Genomic DNA, 18,314 nt, shown 5'->3' with positions numbered 1-18,314 from the left:
CATGGGCTTGTCAGCAGGCGGTGAAGGCACAGGGTTTTACAGTGGATTAAACTGTCTTATCCAGTCCTTGCCAGGAGCCGCGTCATGACGGCCAATCCCATCGTCGAACCTGACGACATCTTCGATCTCGTCAACCGCGTGAAGCTCTCCGCGTCGGTCAGCGAACTGCACGGCTCGCTTGCCGGGTTCATCAGTGGCGGCGGCCGTTTTCAGGGCGGTGCGGTGCTTGAAGCACTGCATTTCGAGCCCGGCGAAGCGCCCACCCCGGACGAACTGCGCATCCTGGTCCGCCTGCGCGACCAGACCGACCGCGAACTGGCGGATTCGGACCTCGGCTTCCAGCCCTGGCTGCCGGATGACGATTCCACGCTGGCCGAACGTGCCGAAGCCCTGTCCGACTGGACCCGTGGCTTTCTTGGCGGCCTGGGTCTTGGCGGCGGCGCCAATCGCGCGAAGGACGGCCTCACAGACGAGGCGAAGGAACTGCTCAGCGACATGGCGACCATCGCCGTTACGGAGTTTGAATTCGCTGAAGACTCAGAAGAAGACGAGGACGCCCTGATCGAGATCATCGAATTTGTCCGCGTCGGTGCCCTGCTGCTGCACGCTGAACTCAGCAATCAGGAACGGCCGGCCAGCGATACCCTGCATTGATCTCCACGGCGGAATTCGCCCGGCGTCGCCGGGAACTCATGCACATGGCCGGCGAAGACGCCGTTCTTCTGGTGTCCGCCGCACCCGAGCGCATGCGCAATGCCGATGCCCCCTGGCCGTACCGGCAGGATTCCGACTTCCACTACCTCACCGGCTTTCCCGAGCCCGAAGCCGTACTGGCCCTCTTGCCCGGTCGCGCTCACGGTGAAGTGGTGCTGTTTTGCCGCGAACGGGACGTCGAACGGGAGCGCTGGGATGGCGAGCGCATCGGTACCGACCGGGCCGTGAAGGAATTTCGCGTCGACGACGCGTTTCCCATCGACGATATCGACGACATCCTGCCCGGCATGATCGAGGGCAGGGCACGCGTGTACTGTCACTTTGGGCGCGAACCGGATTTCGACGCGCGCCTGCTGGGCTGGATGCGCCGTCTGCGCACCGCGCGCGGTGGTGGTGTGGTGCCGAAGGACCTGGTGGCTCTGGGGCATCTCCTGCACGACATGCGCCTGTTCAAGTCGCGCGACGAACTGGCACTGATGCGCCAGGCAGCGGATGTCGCGTCGGCGGCACACATGGCGGCCATGGCCATGGCCCGGCCAGGCGTCGCCGAATACGAAGTGGAAGGCGAAATGCTGCGTGTGATGCGCAGCCGCGGTGCCGTACCAGCGTTTCCGCCCACGGTAGCCGGCGGCGTCAACGCCTGCGTCATGCACTATCAGGCCAACCGGGCCACCTTGCGCGCGGGGGACCTGTTGCTGATCGACGCGGGCGCGGAAGTCGAGTGCTATGCGTCCGACATTACGCGAACATTTCCGGTCAACGGGCGTTTCTCGAACGAACAGCGCGCGTTGTACGACATCGTGCTGGAAGCCCAGCACGCCGCCATTGAACAGGTGCGCCCCGGCCGATCCTTTGGCGCGGCCCACGATGCTGCCGTGCGCGTGATTACCGAGGGCCTGTGTGCGCTGGGCCTCATCCGGGGTGGCGCCGATCAGGCCATTGCCGATGGCAGCTACCGCACGTTCTTCCCCAGCAAGACCGGTCACTGGCTCGGACTGGATGTGCACGACGTGGGCGACTACCGCATCGACGGCGAGCCGCGCGTGCTGGAAGAAGGCATGGTGGTCACGGTCGAGCCGGGCATTTACGTGCCGCCCGGCGAAACGGGTGTGGCAGAGCGCTGGCGCGGCATCGGCATCCGTATCGAAGACGATGTGGCGGTGACGCGCGCCGCGCCCGATATCCTGACGGCGTCCGTACCCCGGGGCATGGACGCGCTGGAGTGGGCTGACTGACGCTCAGGTGCCTTCGGACAACGGCGTCGCCTCCTTCTTCGCGTGCGCCTCATCGTCTGCATGCACCTCGAACCACATTGCGTTCAGAATGGCGAACGTGCAGGCGAGTCCAAGACCCAGAATCCAGGCGAAATACCACATCGTCCTGCTCCTCCTTCAGTACATGCCGTGCGATTTGCGCACGTGCTCAAGCGTGACCCGGCCGCGCATCACCCGGTACACCCAGGCGGTGTAGAGGATGATGACCGGCATGAACACGGCGGTGACGAACAGCATCGTCAGAAGCGTGCCGCGGCTGGATGAAGCGTCCCACACGGTAAGGCTGGACACCGGGTCCAGCGCCGAAGGCATCAGGAAGGGGAACAGCGCGAAGCCCGCCGAGGCGATGGTGCCTCCGACAGCCAGTGCACTGCACCCGAAGCCCGCGAATCCGCGTCTGCCCACGAAGATCTGCACGCCCAGCGCACCCACGATGGCAATGACCGGCGCCGCCCAGAACCACGGGTGGATCAGATAGCTGGCGAACCAGCTGCCGCCAATGGCGACCTGCTTGAACATCGGGTTGGAGACGGCATCGGTGACCACCGGGCCGGAGATCGCGTAACCGGGAATGCCATAGGCCAGCCAGATGCCGGCAAGCACGTAGAGCACCACGTGCAACGCCGATGCGATGCGCGCGATGTTGGCGGCGCGCACGGCGATGCTGTGATCCGCCTTCATCGCCGCCCACGTGGCGCCGTGTGCCGTCAGCATGCTGAGGCTCACCAGTCCGCCCAACAAGGCGAACGGACGAAACAGTGCGAAGAAGCTGCCGTCCCAGCTCATGCGCAGGTCGCCGTCGAAGCGGAAAGGCAATCCGAGGAAGAGATTGCCGAACGCGACGCCGCACACCAGCATCACGATGACGCCCGATGCGATCAGTCCGCTGTCCCAGATGAGTTTCGAGCGCGGATTCTCCACTTTCTCGCGAAAGTTGAAGCCGACCGGGCGCACGATAAACGCGAGAAGCAGCACGAACATCGCGACGTACAGGCCCGAAAACGATGCTGCGTACAGCAGCGGCCACGCGGCAAACACCGCGCCGCCGCCCAGGATGAACCACACCTGGTTGCCTTCCCAGGTAGGTTCGATCGTTTCGAGCAGGACGATGCGTTCTTCCTCCGTGCGCCCCAGCACGCGCAGCAGCGCGGCCACGCCGAAATCGAAGCCGTCCATGATGGCGAAGCCGGCAAGCAGCACACCGATCAGCGCCCACCAGATCACCCTCAGCACGTCGTAGTCGAACATGGCGTTCTCCTTCAGGCCGTGGCGGCAGTGGGAGGAATGGCATCCGGGCGCTTGGGCCAGAGTCCGAGGCCGTCCGGTCCTTTACGCGCGAACTTCAACATCAGATAACCGTCCACCACCGCCAGCGCGGTGTAGAAGAGCACAAAGCCACCCAGTGATATCCACACTTGCCCGCTGGTCAGCGACGAGGCTCCCAGTGCGGTGGGCAGCACACCCTCGATGGCCCACGGCTGGCGGCCGTACTCGGCCACGATCCAGCCAAGCTCGGCGGCCACCCAGGGTAGCGGCAGGCTCCACAGTGCCACGCGCAGGAATCCCCTTCCGTCCAGACGTCGTTTGCTGGCGCGCCAGAACGCATAGCCAAAGAGTGCGATGAAGTAGAGGCCGCAGGCCACCATGATGCGGAAGGCCCAGAACAGCACGGGCACATTGGGAATGGTGCTGTCGGCTGCTTTCTCGATATCGGCGGGAGTTGCCTTGCGGGGATCGTCGATGAAGCGCTTCAGCAGCAGCGCATAACCCATGTCCTTGTCGTGCATCGCAAGGATGGCGCTGGCCTGTGCGTCGTTCTTGTTCTCACGTAGGATCAGCATGGCATCGTAGGCTTCGATGCCATGGCTGATGCGTACCTTCGCATCGTCCACCAGGTTGCGGATACCCGGGATCGGCGTGTCGATGGATCGCGTGCCGATCAGGCCCATGACCCAGGGAACGCGAACAGCCAGGCGGGTTTCGTGGTTTTTTACGTCTGGAAGGCCAAACAGAGTGAACGATGCCGGTGCGGGCTCGGTTTCCCACATGGCCTCGATGGCCGCCATCTTCATTTTCTGGTTTTCCGAAACGGTGTATCCGGACTCGTCACCCAGCACGACGACAGACAGGGCGGCCGCCAGTCCGAAGCTGGCAGCAACGGTCATGGATCGCTTGGCGAAATCGATATTGCGACCGCGAAGCAGATACCAGGCGCTGATGGACAGCACGAACATCGCTCCCATCGTGTAGCCGGCGCTTACCGTGTGCACGAACTTCGACTGGGCCACGGGATTGAAGATCACGTCCTTGAACGAGGTGACTTCCATGCGCATGGTCTGCGGGTTGAATGCCGCGCCCACGGGATTCTGCATCCAGGCATTCGCGATCAGAATCCACAGCGCGGACAGGCTGGTGGCCAGCGCCAGAAACCAGGTGACCAGCAGATGTTTCACGCGGGAGATGCGATCCCAGCCGAAGAAGAACAGGCCCACCAGCGTGCCTTCCAGGAAGAAGGCCATCATGCCTTCGATGGCCAGCGGCGCGCCGAAGATGTCACCAACGTAGTGGGAGTAGTACGCCCAGTTGGTACCGAACTGGAATTCCATGGTGACGCCGGTGGCCACGCCCATGGCGAAGTTGATGCCAAAGAGCACGCCCCAGAACTGCGTCATGCGTTTCCAGACTTCGCGCCCCGTCATCACATAGACGCTTTCCATGATCGCCAGCATGAAGGCCATGCCCAGCGTCAGTGGAACGAACAGGAAGTGATACAGCGCAGTCAGTGCGAATTGCAGGCGTGACAACCCGACAACATCGGGATCGACGATCATGGCTGGTGTTCCCTGGCTGGAGTGACGGTGGCTGAGGAAGCGGGACCAAGCAGCTTGCCCACGGCATCGGGCGAGGTGTCTGCACGGGGCAGGGGCCGGATGGCTACGTACCAGATGAGCATCAGCACGGCGAGCTTGATGACAACGATGCCCGTCAGCTCAAGGGCTAGCCGTGGGAGAGGGCGCCGATCACGCCAGCGTGGTGCCCGTCGTCGAACCATTGCGTCCATTGAACGGCTCCGGTTTTGACCCTGACCTGCATCCTAGCGCGTCGGTGCAGGCTCTGTGCAACAGGGATGGCAAGTAAGCCATGGCGCGTTAGGCTAGCGTCCTTCAGGGTCCACGATACGTGTCCATGTCATCACGAGCTGTGCGCTACGCCTCGGTCGACGCCCTCCGCGGTCTGACCGTGGCGGCGATGTTGCTGGTCAACGATCCCGGTGACTGGGGGCATGTGTACTGGCCGCTGGAGCATTCCTCGTGGCATGGCTGCACGCCCACCGACCTCATTTTCCCGCTGTTTCTCTTCATCGTCGGTGTGTCGATCACCCTTGCCATCGTGCCGAAAATGGAAGCGGGCGCGCCGGCTGCTCCTGTCCAGCGTGCTGCATTGTGGCGGGCGGTTCGCATCGTCGCACTGGGGTTTCTACTTAACCTGCTGGCGTGGTTGGTGGTACCCGATGCGCATCTGCGCCTTCCCGGGGTGCTCCAGCGCATCGGCCTGTGTTTTGCCGCCGCCGCGCTTCTGGCCATTCACGCGCCACCGCGCATGCAATGGACGCTCATGGCGGTGCTGCTGGTCGGTTACGCGCTGCTGCTTCAGGCTGGCGGTTCTCTCGAGCCGTGGACCAATATCGCCAGCCGTTTCGACAGCGCCGTGCTGGGGTCGTTTGTGTATGCGCTTGATCCGGCCACCGGCCGGGGGCACGACCCGGAGGGGCTCCTCAGCACGCTCCCATCGCTGGCCACCACGATTCTTGGCATGCGGGCAGGCGACTGGCTGCGTCGAGGCAACCTCAGGGCGTTGCTGGCTGCCGCCGTGGTGAGTGGGGTGGCGGGGGCGCTGCTGTCGCTGTGGCAGCCGCTCAACAAGAATCTGTGGACGCCGTCGTATGTACTGTGGACCGCAGGCTGGGCCATGCTGGCTCTGGCGACTGCCCACTATCTGATTGACCGGCGCGGCTGGCCCGCGCTGGGTCGCGCCTTTGGCGTCAACGCCATCGCGGCCTATGCGGGTTCGGGTCTGATGGTTTACCTGCTGATCGGACTCGGGGTGGCCGGCCCGCTTTATCAGCATGGTTTCGCCGGCTGGATGACGCCGCTGTTCGGGCCATACGTACCGTCGCTGGCCTATGGCCTGGTGTTCGTGCTGGTGTGGTGGCTGGTCGTGAAGCGGATGGACGCACGCCGCATCTATCTCAAGGTGTAGCGGCGGCGACGTTCGCCGTCGCGGCACGCCTGGGCTGGCAGCAAGTTCGGCAGGAGCAGTCCGCATCGCGGCGGACTGCTCCTGCCGTGTCTGCTTACAGCGCTGCGAAAGCGTCGCGCGTGAGATTTTCCGGCTCGCCGGTGGTGCACACCACGTCGTCTTCGATGCGGATGCCACCGTACTGGCGGAAGCGATCAACCTTTGCCCAGTCGATGTCGCTGGCGACGGGCTTGTTCTTCAGTTCGGCAAGGAGCATGTCGATGAAGTAGATGCCCGGCTCGATGGTGACTACCATGCCGGCGCCCAGCTCACGGGTGAGGCGCAGATACGGATGACCTTCGGGCCTGGCGATGGTGCCGCCGGTTTCCGACGCCTGGAAGCCAGCGACGTCATGTACCTGCATGCCGATGCCATGGCCGAGGCCATGCGGGAAGAAGGCGGCGGAGACGCCCGATTCCACGGCGCTTTCCGGGCTCATGCGGATGAAGCCGTGCTCGCGCAGCACGCCAGCCAGCACGTGGTGGGCGTGGACGTGCAGGTCCGGGTAGCTCTGGCCGTGGCGAACTTTGGCCACGAAGCCGCGTTCGGCCGCGTCGACGGAGTCGATGAGCGCCTGGAACTCGCCGGCATCCGCGCTGGCGTAGGTGCGCGTGATATCGCTGGCGTAACCGCTGGCGCTGGCACCGGCGTCGATGAGGAACGAACGCAGCGCGGCGGGCGCCGAGCGGTCGAAGTTCGTGTAGTGCAACACCGCGCCGTGTTCGTTGAGGCCCACGATGCTGGCGTACGGCAGTTCGGCGTCGATCTGGCCCACAGCCTTGAGGTAGGCCATGTGGATGCCGAATTCGCTTTCACCGGCGCGGAAGGCCTGCTCTGCGGCGCGATGGCCGCGCGTGCCGCGACGGCTGGCTTCGCGCATCAGTTCCAGTTCGTACGGCGTCTTATAGGCGCGGTGATAGTGCAGGTGGTCGATGACGACCTGCGGATTGTTCGGGCGCACGTCCTGCAGCGAGCAGTGATCGTCGCCGATGATGGCGCACCGGGCGGTGGCGGCGGGAAGTTCGGCAATGGCGTCGGCGGGCTTGCGCACGATCACGATGTCGAAATGGTCCACCCAGTAGCCGGACGGAGCTTCCGGCACCACGTGCCAGTAGTCGCGCGGCTGCAGGAAAATGAGCTTCGGCTTGTTGCCCGGCGTGTAGACCAGCCAGCTGCCCGGCGCATCGGTGAGCGGCAGCCAGTGCTTGAAATGCGGATTGACGATGAACGGATAGTCCTGGTCGTCCAGGAACTTGGTGATCGGTCGGCCGGCCGGCACCACCAGGGTGTCGAAGCCACCGCGCGCAAGCGCAGTGTCGGTGCGCTCGCGCAGCGTGGCGAGGTGCTGGGGATAAAGCGCGGCGAGCGTATCTGTCATGGCTGACTCCGGGGGAAGTGGGCTTGAAACGGCAAACCCCAATGGTGCGCTTCTGGGCGCCCCGAGCCAACCCTTGCGAGCTAACTCCGGCCGTAAACCACGGTGAATTCGCCGGCCAGATCCCCCAGTCGATGACGCAGGGCCAGTGCCGCATGGCTGCCGCCGCCGCGCGAAAGCTCATGCAACTGCGTGCCGTGCAACGAAATGGCAAAGTGGCCCACCGCGAAATCACGACGGGGCGAGCGCCAGGCAGGCAGTGGTGTCCATGTGGCGCACGCGGGGCAAGCGACATACGCCGAATCGGGCGCCTCGCACCACACCGAGAGCGCTTCCTCCAGCGCTTCGCTGCCTTCGTCGCCCAACGACAGCTCGTGCCGGCAATCAGGGCACTGCACCACGAAGATGCCGTCGTAACGGCAGAAGATGCCGTTTTCCCTGCCTCCTTCGACCAGCCGTGCCGCCATGCCGTCGTGCACCCATTTGTGACCCGTGGCGTGCAGAGTGACTGCGTGGATCCCGGGGCCGGCCAGGCGCGTGTCCAGCAAGCGGAACCTCGGCGTTTCGGCATTTTCCAGCTGCGGGGAAAGCATGCCTTCGCCGGCCAGACGCAGGTAGATATCCATCGCGGCCGCGGCTGCATCGTCGCGTTCGAGCTGGGTGTCCACAAGGATCGTGGTGTCGTGATTCATCGTTTCCGCTTACAACCTCTGGCGCGACATGGTGCGCGCCCGGAGGCATCGCGGTCTAGTCTGCTGCGGGGCCAATCCACTCGTCGATGGCGCGTACATCTTTATCGGTGGCCGCCACAATGCGGTAGCCGGACCAGGTCTGTCCCTGCGTGGCGGCCGGTTCCTGCCACTGCTCCTGGATGCCGATCTGGACGTGATGCTCACGCTGTTGAGCATCGCGCAACGCAAATGCCACCTGATACACGCCACCGGCACGGGGCGCGTGTCCGATCAGCATCAGGCCGGTGGCAGACAGGTTGCCCAGCTGGCCGATGACCTGCTCGGTCATGACATCGACCACGGGCATTCGCTGGGTGGCGCGCTTGCGCGGTGCGCGGCGCTGTTCGATGTCGCTCATGCGGAGTCCGCCATGGAATCAGGACGCTGGCCTGCCCGGCGCAGATTGCGCGCCACGGCTGACCAGGCGCGGTCGATGAAGGAGGATCGCTGTTCCGACCACTCGCGTGCTTCCCCCGTGGACACCAGACGGGCAAGGCGGGTGAGGTCGATATCGTCGCAGCGTATGCCACGCGCATTCACGAACAGGCAGCGGCCGGTGGCGGGCGAGAACCAGGCGAGTTTGCGGTGTGCGCGTGTTCCGTCGGCGTGGATGAATTCAAACCATGTGCCAAAGCGCAGCTCGGAAAATCCGTCGTAGATGCGGCGCGAACGGCTATCCAGTGGCGCGGGCTCGGGTTCCGGCAGCGCATCCTGGCCGTGGTCGCCCAGACGTGGACGCTGCTTGAGGCGCATGGCGACGTCGGTGGGCGAGAGACGTTCTTTTGCTGTGCCGTCCGGATACGTTTCGCGCGAAGGCACATCCAGCAGGCCACGTGCGACCTGCGAGGCCTCATCCGGATGCATGCCCAGATGCTCAAGGCCGTCTTCCACATCCGAGCGCAGGCGCGTGGGATCGGTGACCGGGTGCCGCCCCAGCAGCTGATCGGTCACATCCAGACAGGCAACGAAGGCTTCACTGGACTCGCCGCCACGAAGGATATGCAGCGACAGCACATCGGCCCAGGTGCGTTCGAGCAGGATGCGCAGGACACCACGCGGCGCGTTCGGGCCGAAACCCAGGCGCTCGCGCATCAGTTCGGCAGCACGACGGCGCGCGCGATCAAGACGGTCGCGCCCCTCCATCGTCTCGATCTGGCGGCGCTCGGCAACATGTGCCTTGCGCCTCAGGTGGGCGATCTGCTGTTCGATGTCTGCGCGCCACGCAGGGTCGATGGCGTCCGCATGGCCGGCGTCTTCCACCAGCTTGTCCAGGCGCGCGACCAGCGCGTGATCGGCTTCGCCATCGGACGGCTCAAGCCAGTCGTGCGCGGCTTCAGCGACGGTGTCGAGCAACTGTCGTGCAGGATGTTCGCGCTGGTCGAAGAAACCCTTGTCCTTCACTGCCGCGCGGAGAATCGGCCATTGCAGGCCACCGAGCACAGAGCGCCCTGCACCGTGCGTTTGCAGTTCCCGGGCCAGGTTTTCAAACAGCATCGCCGTCAGTTCGACGGTGTCGCCGTGCTCGGGAGTGAGTTCGGCGGGCCCCGAGCCGGCAGGGCGGTGGAGATCCAGCTGAGCCAGCAGTTCTTCACGAAGGCGCTGTGCGCTGCGGATTTCCCGCGACGCCTTGTCGGCCACTTCAGACAGGTGGCCTTGCAGCGCGGAGAGCGCGGTTTGCAGCTCGGCGTCAGTGGCAAGGCTGCTCTGCACGGCCTGGGTCGCCTGCGCCTGATGCACGCGCTGAGCGAGCAGATCGCGAAGGCTTTCCAGCACGCCGATGTTGGGGCTTGCGGCCGTTGCACCGGACGATGCGGCGGCCGTTTCGAGGGAGGGCGGGACCGCATCGGACGGTCGCGCACGTCGTTCGGCATGCGCGTGAGCGGGGACGCGAGCATGCGGGAACACGCGAAAGCCCGGAAGGATGCCGCGCGTTTTGTAGTGTTCGTTCATCGCACCGTACAACGCGTCGGCAGGGCCGATCAGGCGCTGTTCCACGGCTTGAAAAAGCAGTATCCGGTGGGCCGGGGAAAGCACGATGGGTGTGGCGGCAGCGCGCAGGGCAGCCGTCAGCACGCGCGGTCCCACGGGGAGGGACGTGCCTTCGAGCGGCGGTGTTCCAGTGAGGACGGCCATCCGGTAACCCAGCTCGAACAGGGTGCTGGCATTGCGTGCTTCGGCGCGGGCGCTCATGTTGGCCAGCGCGTCGTCCTGCTCCTGCTCTACCGGGTCGACGAGGGTCAGGGTCAGGTGATCGAGCGTTGTCGGGCGTTCTTCGGCGATGTCGCCCAGGTGCCTGAAGCGCTGGACGATGTGCGCCATGAAGCGCTCCTGGAATGCTTCGCCTTCGCGCTGGATGGCGGCGCGACTTTCAAAGCACGCCTGTTGCTCCAGATGATTGGGCGTGTGTTCGGCTTGCGCAAACAGGCGCTGATCAAACTCGCGCAGTGCATCACGGAGCGGCACGCGCATCCAGGTGATGCACATCTCCAGTCCATCGCCAGCCTCGCGGACGGCGCGCGCAGAAAGGGCGACTCGGGTCGCCCGTGGCTTGGGCGACGGGACCTGCGGCTCTGCGCTCATGGGTTAAGGCCTCCCCGACCTTCGCCCTAGTTTAGGTGTGCCCCGCGCATGGCGCCAGCGCGCCATATGGACTGGCCATATGGCCAGTCAGTGCATGAAGGCGCCGATGACGTCGTTGAGGAAGCGTTGGCCCAGCTCGGTCGTCTTCAGGCGGTCAGGCTCGTCGTGCAGCCAGCCACGGGCAATGCAGGCGGCACGGTCGGCGGCAATCGCGGCGGCAGGCAGGCCTGTCCGCTGTGCAAAATCGGCAGCGGGCACGCCGTCGATGAGGCGCAGCGCGTTGAGCATGTACTCGAAGGGGAGGTCGGCTGCCTCGATCAGACTGTCGCCGCCGATGCGCGCCGGAAGCCCGGGGGCATCCATATAGGCGTTTGGATGGCGGGACTTCCAGCGCCGGTGCACGCCCGACGCATCGCTGATCTTGCCGTGCGCGCCCGCGCCAATGCCGAGGTAGTCGCCAAAGCGCCAGTAGTTGAGGTTATGAGCGCACCGGCGACCCGGCTGGGCGTACGCAGAAATCTCGTACTGGCCATATCCCGCAGCGGCCAGCCGCGCTTCGCACGCTTCCTGGATGGCCCATGCCGCATCGTCATCGGGCAGGGGCGGTGGATTGGCGGCAAAGACAGTGTTCGGTTCCAGCGTGAGCTGGTAATGCGAGATGTGGGTGGGGCCGAGCGCGATGGCTCGTTCCACGTCCTCCAGCGCACCTTCAAGGGTCTGCTGGGGGAGGGCGTACATCAGGTCCAGATTGATATTGCTGTACCCGGCATCCTGAGCCTGACGCACGGCCTCTTCGGCTTCGCCGGCCGAATGGATGCGGCCCAGGCGGCGCAGCTTGTCGTCGTCGAAACTCTGCACGCCAAAGGAGATGCGGTTGACCCCGGCCGCCAGATAGCCGTCGAAACGGCCGTGCTCGACGGTGCCCGGATTGGTCTCCAGGGTAACCTCGGCATCCGCTGCGAACGGCAGCCGCTCGCGCGCGCCGTCCAGGAAGCGGCCGACCAGTTCGGGTGCAAACAGGCTGGGCGTGCCGCCCCCGAAAAACACGGTTTCCACCGGACGACCGTGCAGCGCCTGCGCAAAGTCGCGAAGGTCTGCATCGAGGTCAGCCAGCAGTACGTCGATGTATGCCTCGTACGGCGGCGCACCGCGCACGCCGTGCGAGTTGAAATCGCAGTAAGGACACTTCTTCACACACCACGGCATGTGCACGTACAGCGACAGCGGTGGCGGCGTCAGCAACATCAGAATTCCGCGAAACGCGCGCGAAGGATGTCCAGCGCGATACCGCGATGGCTGAGGCGGTTCTTGGTGGCCGGATCGAGCTCGGCTGCGCTGACGTCCTGGCCATCGGGCAGGAACAGCGGGTCATAGCCGAAACCTTTCTCACCGCGCGGCGCGTCGAGGATCTGCCCGTACCAGCGGCCTTCGGCGATCAGCGGTGCCGGATCATCCGCATGGCGAAGCAGCACGAGCACCGCGATGAAATATGCACGACGGCAGGGCGGCTGCACGCCGTTGAGTTCGCGCAAAAGCCTGGCGTTGTTTGCCGCGCTGTCGCCATGCGTGCCCGCGTAGCGCGCCGCATACAGGCCCGGCGCGCCGCCCAGGGCATCAACGCAGATGCCTGAATCGTCCGCGAGTGCAGGCAGGCCGGTGATGCGCGCTGCGTGACGCGCCTTGATTAGCGCGTTCTCGACAAAGGTGAGGCCTGTTTCGTCCGCGTCGGTGACGCCGAGCGACGTCTGGGTCACCAGGTCGATGCCGCTGCCTTCCAGCAGCTGGTTGAGTTCGGCAACCTTGCCGGCATTGCTGGAGCCCAGAACGATACGCATGCGATCAGGTTCCTGCCGCTGCAAACTCGGGCGCGTAATCCACACGCCCGCGATAGTCACCCAGGCCGTCCACGGTCAGCGGCAGCACCTGAAACGCGTTGCCGCTTTCGTAGGCGTCGTGCAGAGCGTGCGCGGATGCCTTGCTGAAACCAAAGCGGGAGTAATACACCGGCGAGCCCAGCACGAAGATGGCACGTGCATCGGCCACGAAGCACGCACCGATGCCTTCTTCGATCAGCGCATGGCCAATGCCCTGGCGCTGGTAGTCCGGGAGCACGGCGACGGGTGCCAGGCCCAGGGCCTTGCCGTCGTCACCCTGTTCAATCGTGACCGGCGAAAACAGCACGTGCGCAACCACCGTACCGTCGTCTTCGGCGACCAGCGAGATGGGGGCGCGACCGGCCTTGTGCAGCGCGATCGTCAGGTTGGCTTCGGTTTCACGGCCAAAGGCCGCGCGGTGCACGGCGGCAATGGCGTCCAGATCATCCAGGGTGGCGGGGCGGATATCGGCCATTACGGCAGCTCCAGGGCAGCACGCTGTGCGGCGACCAGTTCGGTGATGCCCTTGCTGGCCAGATCGAGCAGGTTGTTCAGTTCATCGCGGCGGAAAGCGTGGCCTTCGGCCGTGCCCTGCACTTCAATGAAACCGCCGCCATCATTCATGACGACATTCATGTCGGTATCGCAGTTGGCATCTTCGGCGTAGTCCAGATCCAGCACCGGCATGCCCTGGTACACACCCACCGATACGGCGGCGATGGCGCCCAGGATCGGGTTGCGCTTGATGGCACCGCGTTTGGTCAGCGTGGCGACGGCATCCACCAGGGCAACGTACGCGCCGGTGATGGCAGCAGTACGCGTGCCGCCATCGGCCTGGATCACGTCGCAATCCAGCGTGATGACGCGCTCGCCGAGGGCGGCACGGTCCACGCAGGCACGCAGCGAGCGGCCGATGAGTCGCTGGATTTCCATGGTGCGGCCACCCTGGCCGCCGCGCGCGGCTTCGCGCTGCGTGCGGTCGGAAGTGGCGCGCGGCAGCATGCCGTACTCGGCCGTGACCCAGCCCTCACCCTTGCCGCGAAGCCAGGGCGGCACGCGCTCTTCAATGCTGGCCGTGCACAGAACGCGGGTGTCGCCGAAGGAAACGAGCACCGAACCCTCCGCGTGGCGGGTGAAGTGGCGTTCGATGGAGACGGCGCGCAGCTGGTCGGCGGCGCGACCGCTGGGTCGGATGACGGTCATAGGGTTGGCTTGATTTGGGGGCGGCGGGTGGGAAAGTTTACCATTGCCTCCTTTCCCTTCGCGCAAACAGGTCCTCCCTATGATCCGCAGCATGACCGCCTACGCCTCTGCGGAGCACGCAGGCCCCTCCGGTTTACTGACCTGCGAGCTGCGCACGGTGAACCATCGCTACCTCGAAATCAGCCCCCGGCTGCCCGAGGATATGCGCAATTTCGAGGGTGCGTTGCGCGAGCGGATCGCCGGCAAGCTGTCGCGTGGCAAAGTGGATGTGACCGTGCGCCTGCGCAGCGACGGCGCCTCGGCAGACACCCTGGTGGTCAATGATGCGGTGCTGGGGCGCCTGTCCCAGCTGGCTGAGAACATGCGGGGCCGCTTCACCGGCATGACGGTCGATTTCACCGAGTTGCTGCGTTTTCCTGGCGTGCTCCAGCAGGCCGAAACGGACGCGGACGCGCTTCAGGCCGCCCTTCTGGACGTACTGGACCGCGCGCTGGTGGCCCTGGCCGACACGCGCGGCCGTGAAGGCACGAAGCTGGGCGAGATGATTTCCGAGCGCCTGGACCAGATCGAGCGCATCGTGGGCGATGTGCGCGGCTGGCTGCCGGAGATCCAGGCCGCCCTGCGCGTTCGCCTGGAAACCCGTCTTGCCGATATCCGCCAGCCGGTGGAGCCGGGCCGTCTGGAGCAGGAACTGGTGCTGCAGATCACCCGCGTGGACGTGGATGAAGAGCTGGATCGCCTGAAAACGCACATCGCCGAGGCCCGCCGCGTGCTGGCGCTGAAGGAGCCGGTGGGTCGCCGCCTTGATTTCCTGATGCAGGAATTCAACCGCGAGGCGAACACCCTCGGCTCCAAGTCGGTGGATTCGCGTACCACCAACGCCGCCGTCGAGCTGAAAGTGCTGATCGAGCAGATGCGCGAGCAGGTGCAGAATATCGAGTAACCGCCACAATGGGCGGGTTGGGGCAGGCAGGCGCTATAATCGCCTGCCACCGACGAAACCCGACCCCGGATAGTGCGGATTACCGAATGATCGAAGGCACCCTTTTCGTGGTCGCCGCCCCTTCGGGCGCTGGCAAATCCACGCTGGTCAATGCGCTGCTCGAATGCGAGCCGGGCATTTCGCTGTCCATTTCCCATACAACGCGTCCGCCGCGTGTGGGGGAGGAATACGGCCGGCACTACTACTTTGTGGAGCGCCCGGATTTCGAACGCGAGATCGCCGAGGACATCTTTCTTGAGCACGCCGTGGTGCACGGCAACCTCTATGGCACCTCGCGCAACGTGGTCAACGACAAGCTGAAATCCGGCTCCGACGTGCTGCTGGAAATCGACTGGCAGGGCGCCCGCCAGATCCGTTCGCGCAAACCGGATTGCGTCAGCGTGTTCATCCTGCCGCCTTCGCGGCCGGAGCTTGAGCGCCGCCTGCGCGGCCGGGGCTCGGATGCGCCGGAGGTCATCGAGCGCCGCCTCTTCAACTCGCGCGAGGAAATCTCGCACGCCCACGAGTTCGATTACATCGTGGTCAACGACCGCTTCGAGGACGCGCTGGCTGATCTGCGGGCCATCGTGCATGCCGTGCGTCAGCGCACGTCATTGCAGTGGCGCCGCCACGAGACGCTCATTGAGGAACTGCTCGCGCCCTGACCTGTCCCATGGCGTGCTGCGATGGCTTCCGCTACTTTGTCCCACTTCACTTGGCGAATGATTTGCTCATGACCGACACAGCCAGCTCCGGGTCCGACGACACGATCGTCCGCGTGCGCGGCCTTACCACGGTCCTGAACGGCAAGACCATTTTCGATTCGCTGGACCTGGACATCCCCCGCGGCAAGATCACCGCGATCATGGGCCCCAGTGGCACCGGCAAAACCACGTTGCTGAAGCACATCACCGGGCAGATGCGCGGTGATCGCGGGGAAGTGCGCGTAGATGGCGAAAACGTGCCCGATCTGTCGCGCGAGCACCTGTTCCGCCTGCGCGAGCGGGTGGGATACCTGTTTCAGAATTCCGCACTGCTTACCGATTTCGACGTGTTCGAGAACGTGGCCTTCCCGCTGCGTCAGCACACGAAGCTGCCGGAAGTCCTCATCCGCAATATCGTGCTGACCAAACTGCAGGCCGTGGGCCTGCGTGGTGCCGCGCGCCTGATGCCGACCGAGCTTTCCGGTGGCATGGCCCGTCGTGTGGCGCTGGCCCGGGCCATCGTGTTCGATCCGGCACTCATTCTTTATGACGAGCCGTTTGTCGGCCTTGACCCCATTGCACTGAATCAGGTGCTGAAGCTCATCCGCACGCTCAACCAGACGCTGGGCATCACCAGCATTCTGGTGGCGCATGAGCTGGCAGCCGTGCAGCACATTGCAGACCACGTGTTCCTCATCGCCAACGGCAAGGTCGTGGCGCAGGGGGATGCTGCCACGCTGGCCACCGATGGCTCGCCCTGGACGCGCCAGTTCTTCGGCGGCGAAGCGGATGGTCCCGTACCGTTTCAGTACCCGGCCGGCGATTACGCCACGGCGCTCGGTTTTCCCGGAGGTTCCCTATGAACGCCCGCATGGATCGTGGTGGCGTGGTCACCCAGAGCCTCGCGCAGATTGGCGCGTGCGGCCTGTTCCTGCTGACCCTGCTGGCGGCGGTGCCGCGCAGCTTCCGCTATTTCCGCGAAACGCTGCGCCAGATCTGGTTCGTGGGTGCCATGAGCCTCACCATCGTGATGACCTGCGGCCTGTTCGTGGGCATGGTGCTTGGCCTGCAGCTTTACGATGTGTTGTCGATCTTCGGCGGCACGTCGGCCACGGGCACGGTGGTGGCCATCGCGATTTATCGCGAGCTGGGCCCTGTGGTCACTGCGCTTCTTTTCGCCGGTCGTGCCGGCACCTCCATCACGGCTGAAATCGGCCTGATGCGTGCTACCGATCAGCTCGACGCCATGGAAATGATGGCGGTCGACCCCATCGCCTATGTAGCGGCGCCGCGCTTCCTCGCGGGTGTGGTGGCATTGCCGCTGCTGGGTGTGGTGTTCTGCGCCATGGGTGTGTTTGGCGGCCATCTGGTCGGCGTTACCTGGCTTGGCATCGACAACGGCACCTTCTGGTCGAACATGACCGCGACGGTGGACGTGCACAAAGACATCATCAATGGCGTACTGCTGAAAAGCATCGCGTTCGGCATCGTGGTCTCGCTGATCGCGGTGTATCAGGGTTACACCACGCCCCCCACGAGCGAAGGGGTGGCTTACGCCACCACGCGCACCGTGGTCGCCTCGTCCATTGCCATCCTGGCGCTGGATTTCGTCCTCACCTCGTTCCTGATCTGAGGGGCCGACCCGCCATGACGACTCCCATTCTTTCGCCCATTATTTCGAGGATTGCACCGTGACCCAGAGACGTTCCTATGCCGTGGGCACGGGCCTGTTCATCGTGCTTGGCTTTGCCGCACTGGCGTACCTCGCCACCCAGACCACCTCGGTGGCCAACTCCCGCCAGGGCGACAGCTATACGGTCGAAACCCATTTCGCCAACGTCGGCCAGCTCAAGGCACGTGCTCCGGTGAAGATTGCCGGTGTCCGCGTGGGTTCCGTGCAGGCCATTGATCTGGTGCCCGGCAAGGAAGAGGCGAAGGTCACGCTGTCGATCGACAAGGCACACGAAGATATCCCCGATGACTCGGTGGCCACGATCTTCACCAGCGGCTTGCTGGGCGACCAGTATGTGGGCATCCAGTTTGGCCAGTCGAAGAAGACCCTGGCCGAAGGTGGCACCATCGGGTTCACCCGTCCGGCCCAGCAGCTGGAAGAGATGATCGGCAAGTTCTTCGGCGGCGGCAGTGCTGCGGATCGTCTGGGCGGCACCTATAAGGTCACGGGCCATTTCACCAACGTCGGCTCACTGCAGACCGGCGCCGCGGTGAAGATGTCCGGCGTACCCATCGGCAGCGTGGACAGCGTGGTGATCCAGCCGGGTCATCTTGATGCGTTCGTCACCCTTGCTATCGACAAGAACTACTCCCAGATACCGGATGACTCGGCGGCGGCGGTGTTCACCAGCGGTTTGATCGGCAGCCAGTATGTTGCGATCCAGCCTGGCGGCTCGCCGGAGTACCTGAAGGACGGCGACGAGATGGTCCTGACCCAGTCTGCACTGCAACTGGAGGATCTGATCGGCAAGTTCCTTGTGAACGGTTCGCCGAGCGACAACAAGAATGGCGCCGGCAATTCTGGCGGCCAGCCCGATGCATCCTCCGGTAAAAAATAAGCCGGTAT

The 18,314-nt window shown here is 64.7% G+C and carries 20 protein-coding genes; 8 read left to right on the top strand and 12 right to left on the bottom strand.

The window, feature by feature from the left end:
- Nucleotides 1-84: 84 nt before the first annotated feature.
- Both FHW69_RS12040 and FHW69_RS12035 read left to right on the top strand, forming a co-directional pair.
- Nucleotides 85-654 carry a UPF0149 family protein gene (locus tag FHW69_RS12040; RefSeq protein ID WP_183423321.1) on the top strand — a complete coding sequence of 190 codons (570 nt, stop codon included), beginning with the start codon at nt 85-87 and terminating at the stop codon, nt 652-654.
- Nucleotides 651-1,949: an aminopeptidase P N-terminal domain-containing protein gene (locus FHW69_RS12035; RefSeq protein WP_183423320.1), complete on the top strand. Its 1,299-nt coding sequence runs from the start codon at nt 651-653 to the stop codon at nt 1,947-1,949. The genes FHW69_RS12040 and FHW69_RS12035 overlap by 4 nt, the downstream gene beginning before the upstream one ends.
- A 3-nt stretch (nt 1,950-1,952) precedes the next feature.
- Here FHW69_RS12035 and cydX read toward each other — a convergent pair whose 3' ends face one another.
- The 4 genes from cydX to cydP are packed head-to-tail and all read right to left on the bottom strand — an operon-like array spanning nt 1,953 to nt 5,049.
- Complete coding sequence (gene cydX / locus FHW69_RS12030) at nt 1,953-2,090, bottom strand: cytochrome bd-I oxidase subunit CydX (RefSeq protein ID WP_183423319.1); 138 nt, start codon at nt 2,088-2,090, stop codon at nt 1,953-1,955.
- A gap of 15 nt (nt 2,091-2,105) precedes the next feature.
- Nucleotides 2,106-3,236 carry a cytochrome d ubiquinol oxidase subunit II gene (gene cydB / locus FHW69_RS12025; protein ID WP_183423318.1) on the bottom strand — a complete coding sequence of 377 codons (1,131 nt, stop codon included), beginning with the start codon at nt 3,234-3,236 and terminating at the stop codon, nt 2,106-2,108.
- A gap of 11 nt (nt 3,237-3,247) precedes the next feature.
- Nucleotides 3,248-4,816: a cytochrome ubiquinol oxidase subunit I gene (locus FHW69_RS12020; RefSeq protein WP_343204022.1), complete on the bottom strand. Its 1,569-nt coding sequence runs from the start codon at nt 4,814-4,816 to the stop codon at nt 3,248-3,250.
- Nucleotides 4,816-5,049: a cytochrome oxidase putative small subunit CydP gene (cydP, locus tag FHW69_RS12015; RefSeq protein WP_183423316.1), complete on the bottom strand. Its 234-nt coding sequence runs from the start codon at nt 5,047-5,049 to the stop codon at nt 4,816-4,818. The genes FHW69_RS12020 and cydP overlap by 1 nt, the downstream gene beginning before the upstream one ends.
- A gap of 125 nt (nt 5,050-5,174) precedes the next feature.
- Here cydP and FHW69_RS12010 point away from each other — a divergent pair, with 125 nt between their 5' ends.
- Nucleotides 5,175-6,248 (top strand): heparan-alpha-glucosaminide N-acetyltransferase domain-containing protein, encoded by a 1,074-nt coding sequence (locus FHW69_RS12010; RefSeq protein ID WP_183423315.1) that lies wholly within the window; start codon nt 5,175-5,177, stop codon nt 6,246-6,248.
- 94 nt (nt 6,249-6,342) lie between these two features.
- On the opposite strand, the gene pepQ is transcribed toward FHW69_RS12010, so the two are convergent.
- The 8 genes from pepQ to rph form a co-directional block, all read right to left on the bottom strand.
- Nucleotides 6,343-7,665, bottom strand: coding sequence for a Xaa-Pro dipeptidase (pepQ, locus tag FHW69_RS12005; RefSeq protein ID WP_183423314.1), 1,323 nt, complete (start codon nt 7,663-7,665; stop codon nt 6,343-6,345).
- 80 nt (nt 7,666-7,745) lie between these two features.
- On the bottom strand, nt 7,746-8,354 hold the full coding sequence (locus FHW69_RS12000) for a hypothetical protein (RefSeq protein ID WP_183423313.1): 609 nt from the start codon (nt 8,352-8,354) through the stop codon (nt 7,746-7,748).
- Between the two features lie 55 nt (nt 8,355-8,409).
- Nucleotides 8,410-8,751 carry a PilZ domain-containing protein gene (locus FHW69_RS11995; protein ID WP_183423312.1) on the bottom strand — a complete coding sequence of 114 codons (342 nt, stop codon included), beginning with the start codon at nt 8,749-8,751 and terminating at the stop codon, nt 8,410-8,412.
- On the bottom strand, nt 8,748-10,973 hold the full coding sequence (locus tag FHW69_RS11990; protein ID WP_183423311.1) for a DUF1631 family protein: 2,226 nt from the start codon (nt 10,971-10,973) through the stop codon (nt 8,748-8,750). The genes FHW69_RS11995 and FHW69_RS11990 overlap by 4 nt, the downstream gene beginning before the upstream one ends.
- Nucleotides 10,974-11,060: 87 nt before the next feature.
- A complete protein-coding gene (gene hemW, locus FHW69_RS11985) occupies nt 11,061-12,218 on the bottom strand; it encodes a radical SAM family heme chaperone HemW (protein ID WP_183423310.1) in 1,158 nt (385 codons plus the stop codon).
- A complete protein-coding gene (rdgB, locus tag FHW69_RS11980; protein WP_183423309.1) occupies nt 12,218-12,808 on the bottom strand; it encodes an RdgB/HAM1 family non-canonical purine NTP pyrophosphatase in 591 nt (196 codons plus the stop codon). The genes hemW and rdgB overlap by 1 nt, the downstream gene beginning before the upstream one ends.
- Nucleotides 12,809-12,812: 4 nt before the next feature.
- Complete coding sequence (locus FHW69_RS11975) at nt 12,813-13,322, bottom strand: N-acetyltransferase (RefSeq protein ID WP_183423308.1); 510 nt, start codon at nt 13,320-13,322, stop codon at nt 12,813-12,815.
- Nucleotides 13,322-14,050 (bottom strand): ribonuclease PH, encoded by a 729-nt coding sequence (gene rph / locus FHW69_RS11970; RefSeq protein WP_183423307.1) that lies wholly within the window; start codon nt 14,048-14,050, stop codon nt 13,322-13,324. The genes FHW69_RS11975 and rph overlap by 1 nt, the downstream gene beginning before the upstream one ends.
- A gap of 79 nt (nt 14,051-14,129) precedes the next feature.
- Here rph and FHW69_RS11965 point away from each other — a divergent pair, with 79 nt between their 5' ends.
- From FHW69_RS11965 to mlaD, 5 genes are all read left to right on the top strand, one after another.
- Complete coding sequence (locus tag FHW69_RS11965) at nt 14,130-14,993, top strand: YicC/YloC family endoribonuclease (protein ID WP_183423306.1); 864 nt, start codon at nt 14,130-14,132, stop codon at nt 14,991-14,993.
- A gap of 86 nt (nt 14,994-15,079) precedes the next feature.
- The gene (gmk, locus tag FHW69_RS11960) at nt 15,080-15,697 is read left to right on the top strand and encodes a guanylate kinase (protein WP_183423305.1); all 618 of its coding nucleotides are present in this window, start codon (nt 15,080-15,082) and stop codon (nt 15,695-15,697) included.
- Between the two features lie 68 nt (nt 15,698-15,765).
- Nucleotides 15,766-16,599, top strand: a complete 834-nt coding sequence (locus tag FHW69_RS11955) for an ABC transporter ATP-binding protein (protein WP_183423304.1) — start codon at nt 15,766-15,768, stop codon at nt 16,597-16,599.
- Entirely contained in the window at nt 16,596-17,369 is a 774-nt protein-coding gene (mlaE, locus tag FHW69_RS11950) for a lipid asymmetry maintenance ABC transporter permease subunit MlaE (protein WP_183423303.1), read from the top strand. Before FHW69_RS11955 ends, mlaE begins: the two co-directional genes overlap by 4 nt.
- Before the next feature lie 58 nt (nt 17,370-17,427).
- Nucleotides 17,428-18,306 carry an outer membrane lipid asymmetry maintenance protein MlaD gene (gene mlaD / locus FHW69_RS11945; RefSeq protein ID WP_183423302.1) on the top strand — a complete coding sequence of 293 codons (879 nt, stop codon included), beginning with the start codon at nt 17,428-17,430 and terminating at the stop codon, nt 18,304-18,306.
- The last annotated feature ends 8 nt before the right edge of the window (nt 18,307-18,314 follow it).

The organism is Luteibacter sp. Sphag1AF, assembly GCF_014192715.1.
In the GTDB taxonomy this organism is placed as follows: Bacteria; Pseudomonadota; Gammaproteobacteria; order Xanthomonadales; family Rhodanobacteraceae; genus Luteibacter.
The sequence above is the reverse complement of the archived record's forward strand: the minus strand, read 5'-3'. Positions and strand labels throughout refer to the sequence as shown.